General features: G+C 63.3%; 15 protein-coding genes and 1 tRNA gene. 10 read left to right on the top strand and 6 right to left on the bottom strand.

Features of this window, described 5'->3' with window-relative positions:
• Positions 1–33: 33 nt before the first annotated feature.
• The 7 genes from prfB to CHU94_RS05905 all read left to right on the top strand — a co-directional run bounded on the left by prfB (position 34) and on the right by CHU94_RS05905 (position 6,736).
• Positions 34–1,138 (top strand): peptide chain release factor 2 gene (gene prfB, locus CHU94_RS05935; RefSeq protein WP_141211396.1). Its coding sequence is split into 2 segments (ribosomal slippage): positions 34–114 and positions 116–1,138, totalling 1,104 coding nucleotides; the frame shifts between segments, so codons are not numbered across the junction.
• 3 nt (positions 1,139–1,141) lie between these two features.
• Positions 1,142–1,816, top strand: a complete 675-nt coding sequence (locus CHU94_RS05930) for an HAD family phosphatase (RefSeq protein ID WP_094477724.1) — start codon at positions 1,142–1,144, stop codon at positions 1,814–1,816.
• The gene (pepN, locus tag CHU94_RS05925) at positions 1,800–4,508 is read left to right on the top strand and encodes an aminopeptidase N (RefSeq protein ID WP_094477722.1); all 2,709 of its coding nucleotides are present in this window, start codon (positions 1,800–1,802) and stop codon (positions 4,506–4,508) included. Before CHU94_RS05930 ends, pepN begins: the two co-directional genes overlap by 17 nt.
• Positions 4,509–4,530: 22 nt before the next feature.
• A complete protein-coding gene (locus tag CHU94_RS05920) occupies positions 4,531–5,562 on the top strand; it encodes a class 1 fructose-bisphosphatase (RefSeq protein WP_094477720.1) in 1,032 nt (343 codons plus the stop codon).
• A 37-nt stretch (positions 5,563–5,599) separates the two neighbouring features.
• Positions 5,600–5,675, top strand: a tRNA-Thr gene (locus tag CHU94_RS05915).
• Between the two features lie 59 nt (positions 5,676–5,734).
• Entirely contained in the window at positions 5,735–5,953 is a 219-nt protein-coding gene (locus CHU94_RS05910; protein WP_094477718.1) for a hypothetical protein, read from the top strand.
• Positions 5,954–5,965: 12 nt separating this feature from the next.
• On the top strand, positions 5,966–6,736 hold the full coding sequence (locus tag CHU94_RS05905) for a YdcF family protein (protein WP_094477716.1): 771 nt from the start codon (positions 5,966–5,968) through the stop codon (positions 6,734–6,736).
• 9 nt (positions 6,737–6,745) lie between these two features.
• Here CHU94_RS05905 and CHU94_RS05900 read toward each other — a convergent pair whose 3' ends face one another.
• Entirely contained in the window at positions 6,746–8,047 is a 1,302-nt protein-coding gene (locus tag CHU94_RS05900) for a hemolysin family protein (RefSeq protein ID WP_094477714.1), read from the bottom strand.
• 24 nt (positions 8,048–8,071) lie between these two features.
• Between CHU94_RS05900 and CHU94_RS05895 the strand changes: the two genes are divergently transcribed.
• Positions 8,072–8,911 carry a symmetrical bis(5'-nucleosyl)-tetraphosphatase gene (locus CHU94_RS05895; protein WP_094477836.1) on the top strand — a complete coding sequence of 280 codons (840 nt, stop codon included), beginning with the start codon at positions 8,072–8,074 and terminating at the stop codon, positions 8,909–8,911.
• Positions 8,912–8,977: 66 nt separating this feature from the next.
• On the opposite strand, the gene CHU94_RS05890 is transcribed toward CHU94_RS05895, so the two are convergent.
• The 4 genes from CHU94_RS05890 to CHU94_RS05875 all read right to left on the bottom strand — a co-directional run bounded on the left by CHU94_RS05890 (position 8,978) and on the right by CHU94_RS05875 (position 13,484).
• Complete coding sequence (locus tag CHU94_RS05890; RefSeq protein WP_094477834.1) at positions 8,978–10,441, bottom strand: DEAD/DEAH box helicase; 1,464 nt, start codon at positions 10,439–10,441, stop codon at positions 8,978–8,980.
• Positions 10,442–10,647: 206 nt separating this feature from the next.
• The gene (locus tag CHU94_RS05885; RefSeq protein ID WP_094477712.1) at positions 10,648–11,184 is read right to left on the bottom strand and encodes a dCMP deaminase family protein; all 537 of its coding nucleotides are present in this window, start codon (positions 11,182–11,184) and stop codon (positions 10,648–10,650) included.
• 57 nt (positions 11,185–11,241) lie between these two features.
• Positions 11,242–12,471: an MFS transporter gene (locus tag CHU94_RS05880; protein WP_094477710.1), complete on the bottom strand. Its 1,230-nt coding sequence runs from the start codon at positions 12,469–12,471 to the stop codon at positions 11,242–11,244.
• A gap of 110 nt (positions 12,472–12,581) precedes the next feature.
• Positions 12,582–13,484: a LysR family transcriptional regulator gene (locus CHU94_RS05875; protein ID WP_094477708.1), complete on the bottom strand. Its 903-nt coding sequence runs from the start codon at positions 13,482–13,484 to the stop codon at positions 12,582–12,584.
• Positions 13,485–13,606: 122 nt separating this feature from the next.
• Here CHU94_RS05875 and CHU94_RS05870 point away from each other — a divergent pair, with 122 nt between their 5' ends.
• Positions 13,607–14,188, top strand: a complete 582-nt coding sequence (locus CHU94_RS05870; protein WP_094477706.1) for a carboxymuconolactone decarboxylase family protein — start codon at positions 13,607–13,609, stop codon at positions 14,186–14,188.
• 8 nt (positions 14,189–14,196) lie between these two features.
• The gene (locus CHU94_RS05865; protein WP_141211394.1) at positions 14,197–15,060 is read left to right on the top strand and encodes an NAD(P)-dependent oxidoreductase; all 864 of its coding nucleotides are present in this window, start codon (positions 14,197–14,199) and stop codon (positions 15,058–15,060) included.
• A 22-nt stretch (positions 15,061–15,082) separates the two neighbouring features.
• On the opposite strand, the gene guaD is transcribed toward CHU94_RS05865, so the two are convergent.
• On the bottom strand, positions 15,083–16,393 hold the full coding sequence (guaD, locus tag CHU94_RS05860; protein ID WP_094477832.1) for a guanine deaminase: 1,311 nt from the start codon (positions 16,391–16,393) through the stop codon (positions 15,083–15,085).
• Between the last annotated feature and the right edge of the window lie 30 nt (positions 16,394–16,423).

Here is a 16,423-nt window from a genome sequence, read left to right as displayed (position 1 = left end):
GTGTTTTCCCTTTCCAAGAACGAGAACACCATGATCGAAGCAGAACGCGTCAACCTGATTGGCACCACCCTGGCGGACCTGACGAGCAGGACCCAGGAACTTCGGGGGTATCTTTGACTACGATGCCAAAGCCGAGCGCCTGCGCACCGTCAATGCATCGCTAGAAGACCCCGCGGTTTGGAACGACCCCAAGAAGGCCCAGGAGCTGGGTAAAGAGAAGAAGCTGCTCGACGGCGTGGTGGTTACGCTCAATGACTTGAGCAGCAACCTGGCCGACAACACCGAACTGTTCGAGATGAGCAAAGAAGACGGCGACGAAGCCGGTCTGCTCACCATCGAGGCCGAGGCCGCCAAGCTCACCGAGATTGTGGAAGGCCTGGAGTTCCGCCGCATGTTCAACAACCCGGCCGACCCCCTGCCCTGCTTCCTGGACATCCAGGCTGGCGCCGGCGGTACCGAGGCCTGCGACTGGGCCAGCATGCTGCTGCGCCAGTACCTCAAGTACGCGGAACGCAAGGGCTTCACCGCCAACGTGGAAGACATCACCGACGGCGACACCGCCGGCATCAAGAGCGCCACCATCAAGATTGAGGGCGAATACGCCTTTGGCCACCTGCGCACCGAAACCGGCGTGCACCGCCTGGTGCGCAAGAGCCCGTTCGACAGCTCGGGCGGTCGCCACACCTCGTTCGCATCGGTATTTGTCTACCCCGAGATCGATGATTCGATCGAAATCGACATCAACCCCAGCGATGTGCGCACCGACACCTTCCGCGCGTCCGGCGCCGGTGGTCAGCACATCAACAAGACCGACTCGGCCGTGCGCCTGACCCACATCCCCACGGGCATCGTGGTGCAATGCCAGGACGGCCGCAGCCAGCACAGCAACCGTGACGTGGCCTGGAAGCGCCTGCGCAGCCGCCTGTACGACCATGAGCTGCGCAAGCGCCAGGCCGAACAGCAGAAGCTGGAAGACAGCAAGACCGATGTGGGCTGGGGCCACCAGATCCGCAGCTACGTGCTGGATAACAGCCGCATCAAGGATTTGCGCACCAACGTCGAAGTCTCGGCCACGCAAAAGGTGTTGGACGGGGATCTGGACGTGTTCATCCAGGCATCGCTGAAGCAAGGGATTTAAAGCATGTTGGACGCTTTGATTTTCGACATGGACGGCACCATGATCGACTCCATGCCCTCGCACAAAGAAAGCTGGGCCGTGTTCGCCCAGCGCCAGGGGCTGAATGTGGACATCGCCGACCTGATGCGCCGCACCACCGGTCGCACGGGTATCGAATGCATGCGCGACCTGTTCGACCAGCCTGACATGACAGTGGAACAGGCCATGGCGCATGTGCACGAGAAGGAAGCTGTGTACCGCGAGATCTTTGCGCCCATCTTCTCGGAGGTTGCCGGCTTCAAGGACTTCTTTGGTCTGGCCCATGCACGTGGCCTGAAGCTGGGTGTGGGCACGGCGGGGGACCGCCAGAACCAGGCTTTTGCCTACCAGCACCTGCAAATGCCCATCGCCCCACTGACCACCGTGGGTGGCGACGAAGGCCTTCCCGGCAAGCCCGAGCCGGCCATTTTTCTGGAGGCTGCACGCCGCATGGGCGTGGAGCCCGCGCGCTGCATCGTGTTTGAAGATGCGCCGCTGGGCATCGAGGCCGCGCGCCGCGCCGGCATGCGCGCCGTGGGCATCGCCAGCAGCCATGCGCCCGAAGAACTGCAAGGCCCCCACGTGCTGGCCATCGTGCCCAACTACCGCGCCCTGATCACATCCCAATTTCTGGAGACCCACCATGTTGCAACTTCGTGAGGCCTCGGGCCCTGTCACGGTGATCCAACGCGCCGACTACACCGCGCCCGCGTTCTGGATCGACACCGTCGACCTGAGCTTTGACCTGGACCCGTCCAAGACCCGCGTGCTCAACAAGATGACGCTGCGCCGCAACCCCGATGTGGCGGCCCAGCCCCTGCGCCTGGATGGCGAAGAGCTGAACCTGGCCCGCGTGCTGGTGAACGGCCAGGGCACCAGCTTCAAGATGGAGAACAACCAGCTGGTGCTGGAGAACCTGCCCGAGGGCAGCGAGCCTTTTGCGCTGGAAATCTTCACCACCTGCGCGCCCGTAAAGAACACCAAGCTCATGGGCCTGTACGTGAGCAACGAATCGTTCTTCACCCAGTGCGAAGCCGAAGGCTTCCGCCGCATCACCTACTTCCTGGACCGTCCCGATGTGATGGCCATGTACACGGTGACGCTGCGCGCGGACAAAGCCAAGTACCCAGTGCTGCTCAGCAACGGCAATCTGGTGGAGAGTGGTGACCTCGACGAAGGCCGCCACTTCGCCAAGTGGGTGGACCCCCACAAGAAGCCGTCTTATTTGTTCGCCTTGGTGGCGGGCCAACTGGTAGCGCGCGAGCAGCGCATCACCAGCCGCGCCGGCAAGGAGCATTTGCTGCAGGTGTATGTGCGCCCGGGCGATCTGGACAAGACTGAACACGCCATGAACAGCCTGATGGCCAGCGTGGCCTGGGACGAAGCCCGCTTCGGCCTGCCGCTGGACCTGGAGCGCTTCATGATCGTCGCGACTTCCGACTTCAACATGGGCGCGATGGAGAACAAGGGCTTGAATATCTTCAACACCAAATACGTGTTGGCGAACCAGGCCACTGCCACCGATGTGGACTACAGCAACATCGAAAGCGTGGTGGGCCACGAGTACTTCCACAACTGGACCGGCAACCGCATCACCTGCCGCGACTGGTTCCAGCTGAGCCTGAAAGAAGGCCTGACGGTCTTCCGCGACCAGGAATTCAGCCAGGACCTGTGCGCCGAACCCAGCGCCCGCGCCGTCAAGCGCATTGAAGACGTGCGCGTGCTGCGCACCGCCCAGTTCCCCGAAGACGCAGGCCCCATGGCCCACCCGGTGCGGCCTGACAGCTATATCGAGATCAACAACTTCTACACCGTCACCATCTACGAGAAGGGTGCCGAAGTGGTCCGCATGATGCAGACCTTGACCAGCCGCGCCGGCTTTGCCAAGGGCATGGCGCTGTACTTCGAGCGCTTTGACGGCCAAGCCGTGACGTGTGATGACTTCGCCCAAAGCATTGCCGACGCCAACCCCGGCTCGGCCCTGGCCAACCTGCTGCCCCAGTTCAAGCGCTGGTACAGCCAGGCCGGCACGCCACGCCTGGCCGCGCGTGGCGAGTACAACGCCGCCGAACAGACCTACACCCTGCACTTCAGCCAAAGCTGTGCGCCCACGCCGGGCCAGGCCACCAAGGAGCCTTTTGTCATCCCCGTGAGCCTGGGCTTGGTGGGTGCAGCCAGCGGTGCGGCTCTACCGTTGCAGGTGCTAGGCAGCAGCGTCGCCGGTGCCGACAGCCACCTGTTTGTGCTGACAGAAGCCAGCCAGAGCCTCACCTTTACTGGCGTGGCAGAAGAGCCCGTGCCTTCCATCCTGCGCGGTTTCTCGGCGCCGGTGGTGCTGGACTTTGAGTACAGCGACGCCCAACTGCTGACCCTGCTGGCCAACGACCCTGACCCGTTCAACCGCTGGGAAGCCGGCCAGCGCCTGGCGCTGCGCAGCGCTATCAATTCAATAGCTGCCAGCGCAGAATCCACGGGCGCTATGCCCCTGAATGACGCCTATATTGCCGCCATGCGTGCCGTGCTACGCCACCCCACGCTGGACGCTGCCTTCAAGGAGCTGGTGCTGACCCTGCCCTCGGAGACCTATATCGCCGAGCAACTGGACGTGGTTGACCCCCAACGCATCCACGCCGTGCGCGACGCTATGCGCCTGCAACTGGCCACCGCACTGCAGGCCGATTGGGAATGGGCTTTTGAGGTCCACAAGGACAACGGTGCCTACCGCCCCGACCCCGTGTCCAGCGGCCGCCGCGCACTGGCCGGCATGGCGCTGGCTTACCTGAACTTGGCCGCTGTGCAAAACGGCGATGCCGTGTGGCCCGGCAAGACCTTGCAGCGCTTCAAAGATGCCAGCAATATGACCGACCGTTTCAACGCCCTGTCGGCATTGGTGGGCAGCGGCCACGCGTTGGCAGCGCAAGCCCTGGCCCGCTTCCACGCGCTGTTCAAGGACGAAGCGCTGGTGCTGGACAAATGGTTTGCCCTGCAAGCAGGAACGAGCGACCGCGGTGGCCAGGTGCTGCCCGCAGTGCGCCAGCTGATGGCGCACCCAGACTTCAACTTGCGCAACCCCAACCGCGCGCGCAGCGTCATCTTCAGCTTCTGCAGCGCCAACCCCGGCGCCTTCCACCGTGCGGACGCCGCAGGTTATGTGTTCTGGGCGGACCGCGTGATGGAGCTCGATGGCATCAACCCCCAGGTAGCCGCCCGCCTGGCACGCGCACTGGACCGCTGGAAGAAGCTGGCTGAGCCCTACCGGAGCGCCGCACGCGAAGCGCTGGTGCGCGTGGCCGCCAAGGCCGACCTCAGCAACGATGTGCGCGAGGTCGTGGACCGTGCATTGGCGGACTGATTTTTCAACTTAGGACCTTTCCATGACACAACGCATCTCGCTCACGCGCTACCTCATTGAGAAGCAGCGCGGCCACGAAGGCAAGGCTGACGCACCCGGGGCGATCCCCCCCCAGTTGCGCCTGCTGCTGGAAGTGGTGGCACGCGCCTGCAAGAGCATCAGCCTGGCTGTGACCAAAGGCGCCCTGGGTGGCGTGCTGGGCGCGGCCGAAAGTGAAAACGTGCAGGGCGAAATCCAGAAAAAATTGGACATCATCGCCAACGAAGTGCTGATCGAAGCCAATGAATGGGGTGGCCACCTGGCCGCCATGGCCAGCGAGGAAATGGAGGGCATCTACACCGTGCCCAACCGCTACCCGCAGGGCGAATACCTGCTGATGTTTGACCCGCTGGACGGCTCCAGCAACATCGACGTGAACGTGAGCATCGGCACCATCTTCAGCGTGTTGATCAAGGCCCCAGAAGGCCCCAGCGTGAGCGAGCAGGATTTCTTGCAGCCTGGCCACAAGCAGGTGGCCGCGGGTTACTGCATCTACGGCCCGCAGACCACGCTGGTGCTGACCGTGGGCGACGGTGTGGCGATGTTCACGCTGGACCGTGAGCAAGGCTCGTTTGTGTTGACGCAAGAGAACGTGCGCGTGCCCGAGGACACCAAGGAGTTCGCCATCAACATGAGCAATATGCGGCACTGGGATGCCCCGGTGAAACGCTATATCGACGAATGCCTGCAGGGTACCGAAGGCCCGCGCGGCAAGGACTTCAACATGCGCTGGATTGCCAGCATGGTGGCCGATGTGCACCGCATACTGACCCGTGGCGGCGTTTTCATGTACCCCTGGGACAAGCGTGAGCCCGAGAAGCCAGGCAAGCTACGCCTGATGTATGAAGCCAACCCCATGGGCTGGCTGATCGAACAAGCTGGCGGCGCAGCCACCGACGGCAAACAGCGCATTCTGGACATCCAGCCCACCAAACTGCACCAGCGCGTCAGCGTGATTCTGGGCAGCAAAAACGAGGTGGATCGTGTGACCCGCTACCACGCCGAAGCAGCCTGATGGCAAGAGGCAGCTCGCTATAATCGTGGGCTTCGTTGCCGGTGTAGCTCAGTCGGTAGAGCAGCTCATTCGTAATGAGAAGGTCGGGTGTTCGATTCATCTCTCCGGCACCATTCTTGAAACCCGTTGATCGCAAGGTCAGCGGGTTTTTTCACAGAAGGCGGTTGACCTTATGCGCGCCCTATTGGGAATAGCCAGTCTGCTCATCGTGCTCGCCATTATTGGCGTGCTGGCCAAAAAACAGCTGGGCGGTACGGCCAGTGTGGTCCCCGGGGCGACGCCCGAGGCCAGCCCGCAGCAGCAGAGCCAGCAATTGCAGCAACAGATCAAACAATCGGTAGAGGGCACGCTGCAGCAGGCGCGCCCCATGCCGGAAGATGCTCCCAAGTAATCCTGACTCCCCATGTTCCTTGCTTCCAAAATTTTGGCCTTGATAACCCAACCCCTGCTCTGGGTGTTTGCCATATTGCTGTTGAGCCTGCTGGTACTGCGGCGCTGGCCGCGCGCGGGCCGGCGGCTGGTGGGGGTGGCGCTGGCGGTGCTGGTGCTGATGGCCTGGAAGCCGCTGCCCGAAGCCATGCTGCGCCAACTGGAAAGCCACTACCCGGAGATGGCACCGGATGCGAAGTTGGACGGCTATGTGGGCATGGTGGTGCTTGGGGGGGCACTGGAGTCGGGCCGAACGCAAATGGCCCATGTGCAACCCATGCTGAACGATGCAGGCGAGCGCATGACAGGCACGGTGGCGGTGCTGCGCGCCAATCCCGGCTTGCGGGTGCTGTTTACCGGCGGCGAAGGTGCCCTCATGGGGGTTGGCCAGACCGAGGCCGAGCGCGCCAAGATATTCTTCGACAGCCTGGGGGTGCCGGCGGAGCAGGTGGAGTACGAATCCGCCTCGCGCAACACCTACGAAAACGCCGTGCTCACCGCCAAGATGCCGGGCGTAGACCCGAGCCAGCGCTGGCTGCTGGTGACCTCCGCTTGGCACATGCCGCGCTCCATGGCCACCTTTCAGAAAGCGGGCTGGAATGTAACGGCCTACCCGGTGGACTTTCGTACCGGAGATACCAGCCATTGGCTGGATTTCTCAATGGCAAGCGGTGCGGCTGAGTGGCAGCTAGCGCTGCACGAGCTGGTGGGCCTGCTGGCGTACCGGCTGGCCGGCCGCCTGTAGCGCACGAGCTTAGTCGTTGAGGGTGCGTCGGGCGCGCACCTTGTCGATGCGGCGCCCCTCCAAGGCCACCACCTCAAACAACCAGTGCGCACACACGATGTTGGCCCCTTGTGCGGGCAAATTACCTGACACCGCCATCAGCAAACCGGCCAAGGTGTTGTAGCGGCCACGATCTTCATCCGGCAGACTCTCCTCGATCTCCAGGCGTGCTTTGAGTTCGCTCAAGGGCATCAGGCCATCGAGCATCCAGGAGCCATCGTCTTGTTGAACGGCCCAGGCGTCGGTTTGGGCGTCAGGTTGCAGTTCGCCGGTGATGGCCTCCAGCAGGTCGTGCGGGGTAATGAGGCCCTGCACCACGCCGTATTCGTCCACCACGAACACCATGCGGGCGGCCTTGACGCGGAACTGCTCGATCAGCTCCATGCCGCTCAGTGTCTCGGGCACAAATACGGCGGGTTCCACCAGGGCGCCGATGGTGTAGGGGTATCGCACACCGCGCTCCAGCAAGCGCGCCACACTGATGACACCGGCCACATCGTCCAGGGAGCCGCGGCAGACGGGGTACCAGGAGTGCGCACCTTTGCCCGCGCTGCCGCTGGCCAATGCCAGGGCTTGCTCGACCGTGGCGTCGGCGTCCAGCCAGGCAATGTCGGTACGCGGCAGCATCATGGAGGTGAGGTGACGGTCATCCAAATGAAAGACGTTGCGCACCATTTGGTGCTCATGCTCCTCGATGATGCCGGCGTCCACCCCCTCTTCCAGACTGGCGGAGATTTCGGCCTCGGTAACCGCACGGGTGTCGGTGGTGTCGATGCGCAGCAGCTTGAGCATGCCCTGGGTGCACACCGAGAGGAGACGCACAAAGGGTTTGGCACCGGTCGCCACCCAGGTCATGGGCAGGGCCACTACACGCGCCACGGTCTCGGGGTAAAGCTGACCAATGCGCTTGGGCACCAGCTCGCCAAACAGGATGGTGATGAAGGTGATGCCAGTGACCACGATGGCCGTCGCCGAAATTTCGGCAACCCGGTCCGACAGGGTGATGGTGGTTTGCAGCCAGGCGGCTAGCCCGTCACTGAAAGCAGCCTCGCCGACGATGCCGTTGAGCATGCCAATGGAGGTAATGCCGACTTGCACTGACGAGAGAAACTGGGTGGGGTTGTCCATCAGGGCCAGGGCTGCCTTGGCTCCCTTGTCGCCAGCTTCGGCCATGGTTTGCAGCCGCACTTTGCGGCTTGCGGTAAGTGCCAGCTCTGACATGGCGAAAGCGCCGTTCAACAAGGTCAGAACAATGATCAGCAAAAAATCCATGGAACCCAAGCGAAAATGAACACCATGGCAATGTACCTTATCGGGGATGTGCAGGGCTGCGACGCCGCACTGGCCCAACTCCTGCAACGCATCAACTTCTCCCCCAGCCGCGACACGCTCTACCTGCTGGGCGACCTGGTCAACCGCGGCCCCGACTCAGCAGGCGTGCTGCGCCGGCTCATGGGCTACGGCAGCTCGGCCCGCTGCCTGCTGGGCAACCACGACCTGCACCTGCTGGCCGTGGCGCACGGTGCGCGCGGCCCCAGCCGCAAGGACACCTTGGACGGTCTGCTGGCTGCGCCCGACCGCCCTGCCCTGCTGGACTGGCTACGCCAACAGCGTCTGGCCATGTTGGAACGCATCGACGGAAAAGATATTCTGATGGTCCACGCCGGCGTACTGCCTGCGTGGACAGCTAGCAAAACCGTAGCACTGGCTGCCGAGGTGGAAACCGTACTGCGCTCGGATCAGGCCACCCGCTTCTTCCACGCCATGTACGGCAATGCACCTGTGCAATGGGACGATGGGCTGGCGGGCATTGAACGGCTGCGCGTGATCGTGAATGCGCTAACCCGTATGCGCTTCTGTACCCCACAAGGGGAAATGGAATTTGCCCACAGCGGCGGGCTTCACGAAACCCCTTCGGGTTACCTGCCCTGGTTTGATGTGCCCGGGCGGCAGACTGCGGATGTGACGGTGGCCTGCGGCCACTGGTCCACCCTGGGTTGGCTGGATCGGACCGATGTGCTGGCGCTGGATACCGGCTGTGTGTGGGGAGGTTGCCTTAGCGCACTTCGCGTGGCGCCCGGTCCCGCCGCGCTGTTGCAGGTCCAATGTGAGCAGTCGCAGGCACCCGGAGAGTGAGAAACGCTGCAGGCGAACAATAAAAAACGGCGCACCGGGCGCCGTTTTTTATTGGGGTTGAGAAGCTCAACCGGCTTTGAACAGGGCTGCGACCTTGCGCTTGGGCTTGATGTTGGCCGAAATGCTGCGGGTGGTTGGGCGTGCCGCGGATTCCCACGCCGGGGCCGCCTCGGGCGAAGCCGACGGCTCGTATGGCTTGTCGAAGAAAGGATCACGCGGGGCTGCAGGCGCCGGGCGGGGATGCTCACCACGCGCGGCACGCGGGGTGCGGGCGCCATAGCTCTCGTCACGCATGCGGCGGCCGGCGCCGCGGCCGTTGTCGCCGCCGTCTTCCTGGTACATGCGGCGGCCATCGTTGATACGGCCCTGGCGGCGGATGTCGGGTTGGTCTTCGTCAAACTCCACCGCTTCGAGTTCGATCTTGGTCTTGATCAGCTTTTCGATGTCTGCCACGAGGCGGGCATCGTTGTTGCCGCCCACAAAGCTCACAGCCAAGCCAGATGCACCAGCACGGCCGGTACGGCCAATGCGGTGGACATAGTCTTCGGCGTTGAAGGGGATGTCGAAGTTGAACACCGCCGGCACGTCCTTGATGTCCAGACCGCGGGCTGCCACATCGGTACATACCAACAACTCCACTTCGCCTTTCTTGAAGGCGTCCAGCGCTTTGAGGCGTTCGTCCTGGCTCTTGTCACCGTGCAGTGCGGCGGTCTTGAGGCCATCACGCTCCAGCGACCGGGCCAAGCGGGCGCAACCCAGCTTGCTGTTCACAAACACAAAGGCCTGTTTGATGCTCTTGCTGCGGACGATCTGCAGCAACGCATGGCGCTTTTCTTCGTCGGGCACACTGTAAAAGTGTTGCTCCACCGTAGAGGCCGTCGCGTTGGAACGGGCGACTTCGATGGTGACGGGGTTTTGCAGGTAGCTATTGGCCAGGCGCTTGATCTCGGGCGAGAAGGTGGCGCTGAACAGCAGCGTGGTGCGGGTCTTGGGCAGATAGGACAGGATGCGCTGCAGGTCCGGCAGGAAGCCAATGTCCAGCATGCGGTCGGCCTCGTCCAGCACCACGTACTCCACCTGGTTGAGCACGGCGTTCTTGGCCTCGATGTGGTCCAGCAAGCGACCTGGGGTGGCCACCAGCACTTCCACACCTTTTTTCAGCTCAATGGTCTGGGGCTTCATGTCCATGCCACCAAACACCACGGCGCTGCGCAGGTTGGTGTGCTTGGCGTACATCTTGACCTGTTGAGCGACTTGGTCGGCCAGTTCGCGCGTGGGCAGCAGCACCAGCGCGCGCACGGGGTGGCGGGCAGGCGACGTCGAAGCGTTCTCATGCTTCATCAGGCGGTGCAGCAGCGGCAGCGAGAACGCGGCCGTTTTGCCGGTGCCGGTCTGGGCGGCGCCCATCACGTCCTTGCCCGTAATCACCACGGGAATGGCCTGCGCCTGGATGGGCGTCATGAATTCGTAGCCCATCTCAGCCACGGCGCGCTTGAGCGGTTCGGCCAGCGCCAGGTCGGCGTATCGCATGGGCGGGGCTTCGGCGGGTGCGGCGGTGGCAGGCGCGGAAGCGGGAGATTGCAGTTCAGTAGTCAATTCGGTCAGGCATAGCCAAATGAGTGCTATCCATCCGATAGCAGGGCGCCCCAAGACTCAGGGCAAACCCCGATTATCCCCCAAGTCGCAAAAATCCCGTCCGGGTGCCCCTGCTGTTGGCAGGCCTGTGCCTGCCTCGGCTAGGACGCAGACTTGTCCTGGGTGGCACTTTCGATGAACTGAGCGAGCTCGCCAGACCAATCTGCGGAAGGTGGGTGCAGCTCATGCAAGGATGCAATCTCGACACCAGCATCAGCCAACATTTTTTCAGAGGCACTATTCACGCGTTCCTGGTGCGCCTTCTTGTCCAAGTAGACCACACGCTTGATGCCCACCTGGATGATGGACTGCACACAACGGGGGCACGGGTATTGCGTGGCGTAGATGGTGGAGCCATGCAGTGGCAGAGTAGTGCAGTTGAGGATGGCGTTCTGCTCCGCATGCACGATGTAGCTGTGGCGCGAATTCAGTGGGTCGCTGTCGTCGTCCTGCCAGTAGTGCTCGTCGTTGTCGTCACAACCGCGTGGCAAGCCGTTGTAGCCCACACCGGAAATCTTGTTGTCCGGACTGACGATGCAGGCCCCGTTGCGCTTGCGCGCATCCTTGGAGCGGGCTGCGGCCAGCAGCGCCACACCCATGAACATGGAATGCCAGTGGATCAGGGAGTCGTTTTTCATAGCACAAGCGGAGGTTTGGGCCAGTCTAGCACCGGCCGTCTCACTCCCGCCTGGCTGTCATTTCTGCCGCGCCGGTGCCAGGACAGGCGAGCCCTGGGGGGCGTTGTCACGCCGCTCCAGCATGACGGAGGCAGCGAACACAAACAATCCAATGAAGGAAAGGAAAGCACCCACATACCCCGTGGAGGCAAAGCCGTAGCCCCAGGCAATGGCCAGGCCACCCAGCCAAGCACCCAGGGCGTTGGCGATATTGAAAGCCGAGTGCATGGAAGCCGCCGCCAGGGTCTGGCCGGCGGAGGCGACGTCCATCAGGCGTGTTTGAACTGCCGGGCCGGCCGCAAAGGTGCACCCGATCAGGAACACCGAGGTGCACAGCATCCACGCAGAGCTGGCAGTCAGGCTGAACATCGTCATCACCACGATGTTGAACACCAACATGCCACCGATGGTGCCCATGAGGTTGATATCGGCCAGCTTGGAGCCCACCACATTGCCCACATTCATGCCGATACCGAACAGCACCATGATCAGGGGGATCATGCCTACCGACATGTTGGCCACCTCGGTGGCCGTGCCGGCGATGTAGGAGAAGATGGCAAACATGCCCCCAAAACCCGTAGCCGCCAGCGTGAGGGTGAGCAGCACCTGCGGATGGGTAAAGGCCACCAATTCCTTGACCACACTTGCACTTTCCGAGGGCTTGTCTCTTGGCAGGTAGATCCAGATCAGGGTCACCGTCAACGCGCTGATGAGGCCGACCGCAAAGAACATGACACGCCAGCTCAGGTACTGCCCAAAGAGCGCCATGATGGGAGTGCCCACCAGCGTAGCCCCCGTCAGACCCAGCATCACATAGCCCACGGTGCGGGCCCGCTGGTCCAGCGGCACCAGGGACGCGGCCACCAGGGCTGACACACCGAAATAAGCGCCGTGCGGCAAGCCAGAAAGGAAACGCAGCACGATGAAGCTAACGAACCCCGGCGCCACCGCGCTGGCCAGATTGCCCACGGTGAAGACGGCCATGAGGATCAGCAACAGGGTGCGGCGCGAAGATTTGGCGCCCGCAATGGCAATGATCGGCGCCCCTACGACCACGCCCAAGGCGTAGGCGCTGATGACGTAGCCCGCCTGTGGGGTGGTGACGGCAAAGCTGCTGGCTACATCGGGCAGCAGGCCCATGATGGCGAATTCGCCGGTGCCGATGGCAAAGCCACCGCAGGCCAGCGCCACAATCACCAAAACAATCTGTAGCCGTGTCAGCGGGCTGGCCTCGTCCGTCGCAATCATGGGGTCCTTGGGGTTTGAAGGCCGGAACTATAAGGGGGAACCCTATACCCCTTCGGAACGCCGCTATCAAATCAGGAGCTGCTAGCGCAGCACCCATGGTGACTAGAGGCTTAAATGGCTTGGGATAGCGTCTCCCGCAGGAAGTCCACCATCACCCGCACCTTGTGGGGCAGGTAGCTGCGGCTGGGGTAGACAATCCACGCAGCCGTATCAAAGGTGGTGGCCGTCGCGGCATAACCCGGAAAAAGCGGCACCAGCAGCCCCTTGGCGACGGCATCGGCCACCAACCAGTCTGGCAGCAGCGCCGGGCCCAGGCCGGCTAGGGTTGCGGTCAACAAGGCACTTGCGGGCGCCAGCGTCAAATCGCCTTGAATAGCCACACGCTCTTCCCGGCCCCGCGGGTCCCGGAACAACCAGTGGGAGCGGTAGGCCCGCAGGTTGAACAGCAAAACCCTGTGCGCAGACAGATCTGCCGGCTGCACCAGGGGCGCATGTGTGGCCAGGTACTCCGGGCTGGCATACACCCTGTAGCGCGTGTCCATGAGCTTGGCGACGACCACATCGCCGTCGATGGCGGGCGCCAGGCGTATCGCCAAATCGATGCGCTCCGCCACCAGATCCACGTTCGCATCGCTGAACACGCATTCGACTTGCAATTCCGGGTAGCGGGCGCGAAACGCGCCGAGAAGAGGCACGATGCACATTTGCCCGAACGTGACCGATGCGGTCAGGCGCAGCAGGCCGCGCGTTGCACTGCTGACCTGCGCGGCCGCCTCACGCGCGTGCTCCAGCTCCTCCAACAAAGGCTCCAGCCGCGCCAGGTAGATCTCCCCCGCTTCGGTCAGCATCATGGAGCGGGTACTGCGCTGAAAAATCCGCAAACCCAATTCGCCCTCCACATCGGCAATCGCACGGGACACGGACGATGGATCCACCCCCCGCTCTTTGGCCACGGCAGCAAAGCTGCCCCGCCGGGCCACGGTGATGAGTAATTGCAGATTCTCTAGATTCATTCATGCATTATTTGCACGTTAATAGTGCAACGCAATATCTTTATCAACGAAGTAGTCATCAATAAAGTCACATTCCAGGACAACAACGACGGGTTGTTTGCCACCAACCAGAAAGACCCACCATGACCACATTCACCTCGTACACCCTCGACCACGCCCCCGCAGCGTCTCGCGCCAAGCTGGTCGAGGTTGCCCAGGCCTGGGGCTTCTTGCCCAAGCTGCACGGCAATCTGGCCGAAAGCCCGTTGGCGCTCACGGCCTATGACACCCTGTTTGGCCTGGTAGCCGCCCAGTCCACCCTGACACCCGTCGAGCAGCAGGTCGCCTACATGGCCATCAACGTGCTGCACCAGTGCGAGTACTGCACCGCCGGCCACACCTATCTGTCACGCATGGTGAAGATGGAGGAAGCCGCCATTGCGGCGCTGCGCAATGGCACTCCCATCCCCGACGCCCGCTTGCAGGCCTTGCGCGCGTTCACCGAGGCGGTGGTGCGCGAGCGCGGCCTCGTCAGCGACGCCACGGTGGACGCCTTCATAGCCGCCGGCTTCAGCAAGGCCCAAGTGCTGGAGGTGGTGACGATTGCGGCGACCAAGACGATTTCCAACTACACCAATCACCTGACCAAGACCCCGAAAGAGTCCTTCATGGCCGACCCGGCCCTAGGATGGGTGGCGCCCCGTAACCGCGCACTGGCAGCGTGAAGCAGGCCATGCAAACCATTGCTTTTTTAGGGTTGGGCGCCATGGGTGCCCGCATGGCAACCCAGCTGGTGAAGGCGGGCTACCCCGTCACCGTGTGGAACCGCGACCCTGCCAAGGCCGCGCCACTGCTGGCACTGGGCGCCACGCTGGCAGCCACCCCGCGTGCCGCCGTCCAGAGCGCGGCGGTGGTGATCTCCATGGTCACCGACGCTGTGGCCGCGCGCAGCGTCTGGCTGGATGCGCACACGGGGGCCGTGGCCGCGTTGCAGCCGAAAGCGATCGCGATTGAATGCTCGACCGTCACGCCGGCGTGGGTGCGGCAGCTGGCGGAATCTGTGCAATCCCACGGCGCCCAGCTGCTGGACGCCCCGGTCGTAGGCTCTCGGCCCCAGGCCGAGGCCGCGCAACTGGTGCTGATGGTCGGCGGAGAAAGCCTGGCCTTGGAGCAGGTGCGCCCGGTGCTCGCCACCATGGCGGCAAAGGTGTTGCATGTGGGCGCAGTCGGCCAAGGTGCGGTGTTCAAGTTGGCGGTCAATGCGCTATTTGCGGCACAACTGCACAGCGTGGCCGAGCTGCTGGGTTTCCTCACCCGCAACGGCTACGCACCCGACCAGGCAGCGCATCTGCTGGGAGAGTTCCCCATCGTGGCCGCCCCGATTGCCGGGGCCGCAAAGATGATGGCGGCTGGGAACACGGCGCCCCTTTTCACCATTGACCTGATGGAGAAGGACTTGGGCTACCTCTTGGACACGGCCCGGGCTAGTGGCGCAAAGCTACCCAGCGCCGAAACGGCCCGCGCGGCGTTTCAGGGCGCGCAGCAGCTCGGCCTGGGACGTGCCAACGTAACGGGCTTGGCGACCCTGTTTGCGTGAGCGGGGTCTGCGAGGGCCTGCCCTAAATGGCTTGGGAAATCACGGTCCGCTCGATCAGCCGGTCGTCGCCCAGCACGATCAGGCTGAACAGCAGCTCGTCCAGATTGGACGCCAGCGCCGTCTTGCGCGCCAACAGCGGGGTGGCCTGGGGGTTGATGACGACAAAGTCCGCCTCGCAGCCGGGCTGCAGGTTCCCCACCACGCCGCCCAGCCCCAAGGCCTGCGCGGCACCCGCAGTGTGCTGCCACCACAGGTGCTGGGGCGAGAGCGACAGGCCGGGCTTGGTCTGGCCCTCGCGGCCCACGTAGTAGGCGGCCAACATGGTGTGGAAGGGGCTGAAGCTGGTGCCGCCGCCCACATCACTGGCCAAGCCGTACTGGTAGCCCACACGGTTGGCGCCCTCGTAGTCGAAGAAGCCGCTGCCCAAAAACAGGTTGCTGGTAGGGCTGACGGCCGCGGCGGCGCCAGTGTCGCGCATCAGCGCGCGGTCGTCGTCGTCGAAGTGGATGCAATGGGCGTAGATGGCGCGGTCGCGCATCAGGCCAAAGTCGTCGTAGGTGGCCAGGTAGGAGCGGGACGCGGGGAACAGCTCGCGCGCCCAGGTAATTTCGTCCTTGTTCTCCGCCACATGGCTCTGGATCCAGACATCACCATATTGCTTGGCCAACTCACCCGCGCCGCGCAGCTGTGCCTCGGTGCTGGTGGGAGCAAAGCGCGGGGTGATGGCGTAGCCCAAGCGGTCCACGCCGTGCCAGCGCTGGATCAGGGCCTCGGTGTCGCGCAGGCTTTGCTCGGTGCCACTCACGCCGCCCTGCCCCTGGTTCACCAGGTAGTCGGGCGCATGGCGGTCCATCAGGCACAGGCCGGTGATGAGGCGCATCTGCTGCGCCTGGGCCTCGGCAAACAGGGCGTTGACCGATTCCACATGCGACGTGGCAAAGGTGAGCGCGCTGGTGACGCCGTTGCGCAGCAGCTCCGCTACAAAAAACGTAGCTGCTAGCGCACTGTAATCGGGGGCTGCAAAGCGCTTTTCTTCTGGAAAGGTGTAGTTTTCCAACCAGGGCAGCAAACCCGGTGCGGGCGAGCCGATGACGTTGGTCTGCGGGAAGTGGATGTGCAGGTCGATAAAGCCCGGGGCGATGATGCGGCCCGGGAAGTGCTCTACGGTCAGCTGCGGGTACTGGGGCGCGATGGCGCTGTAGGCGCCTATGGCCTGCACCACCTGGGTGCCTTGGGCATTGGGGCCGACGACGAACAGGCCATCGGTTTCAAAACGGGCCTGCCCCGGTACATCGGGGGCAAACCAAAGCAGAGAGGCGCGGTAGGCTTTCATGGGGGCAAGCATACGGGGCAGCGCAGCAAT

This window comes from Rhodoferax sp. TH121 (genome assembly GCF_002251855.1).
Taxonomy (GTDB): domain Bacteria; phylum Pseudomonadota; class Gammaproteobacteria; order Burkholderiales; family Burkholderiaceae_C; genus Allorhodoferax.
This window is presented reverse-complemented; position numbering and strand designations above follow the sequence as displayed.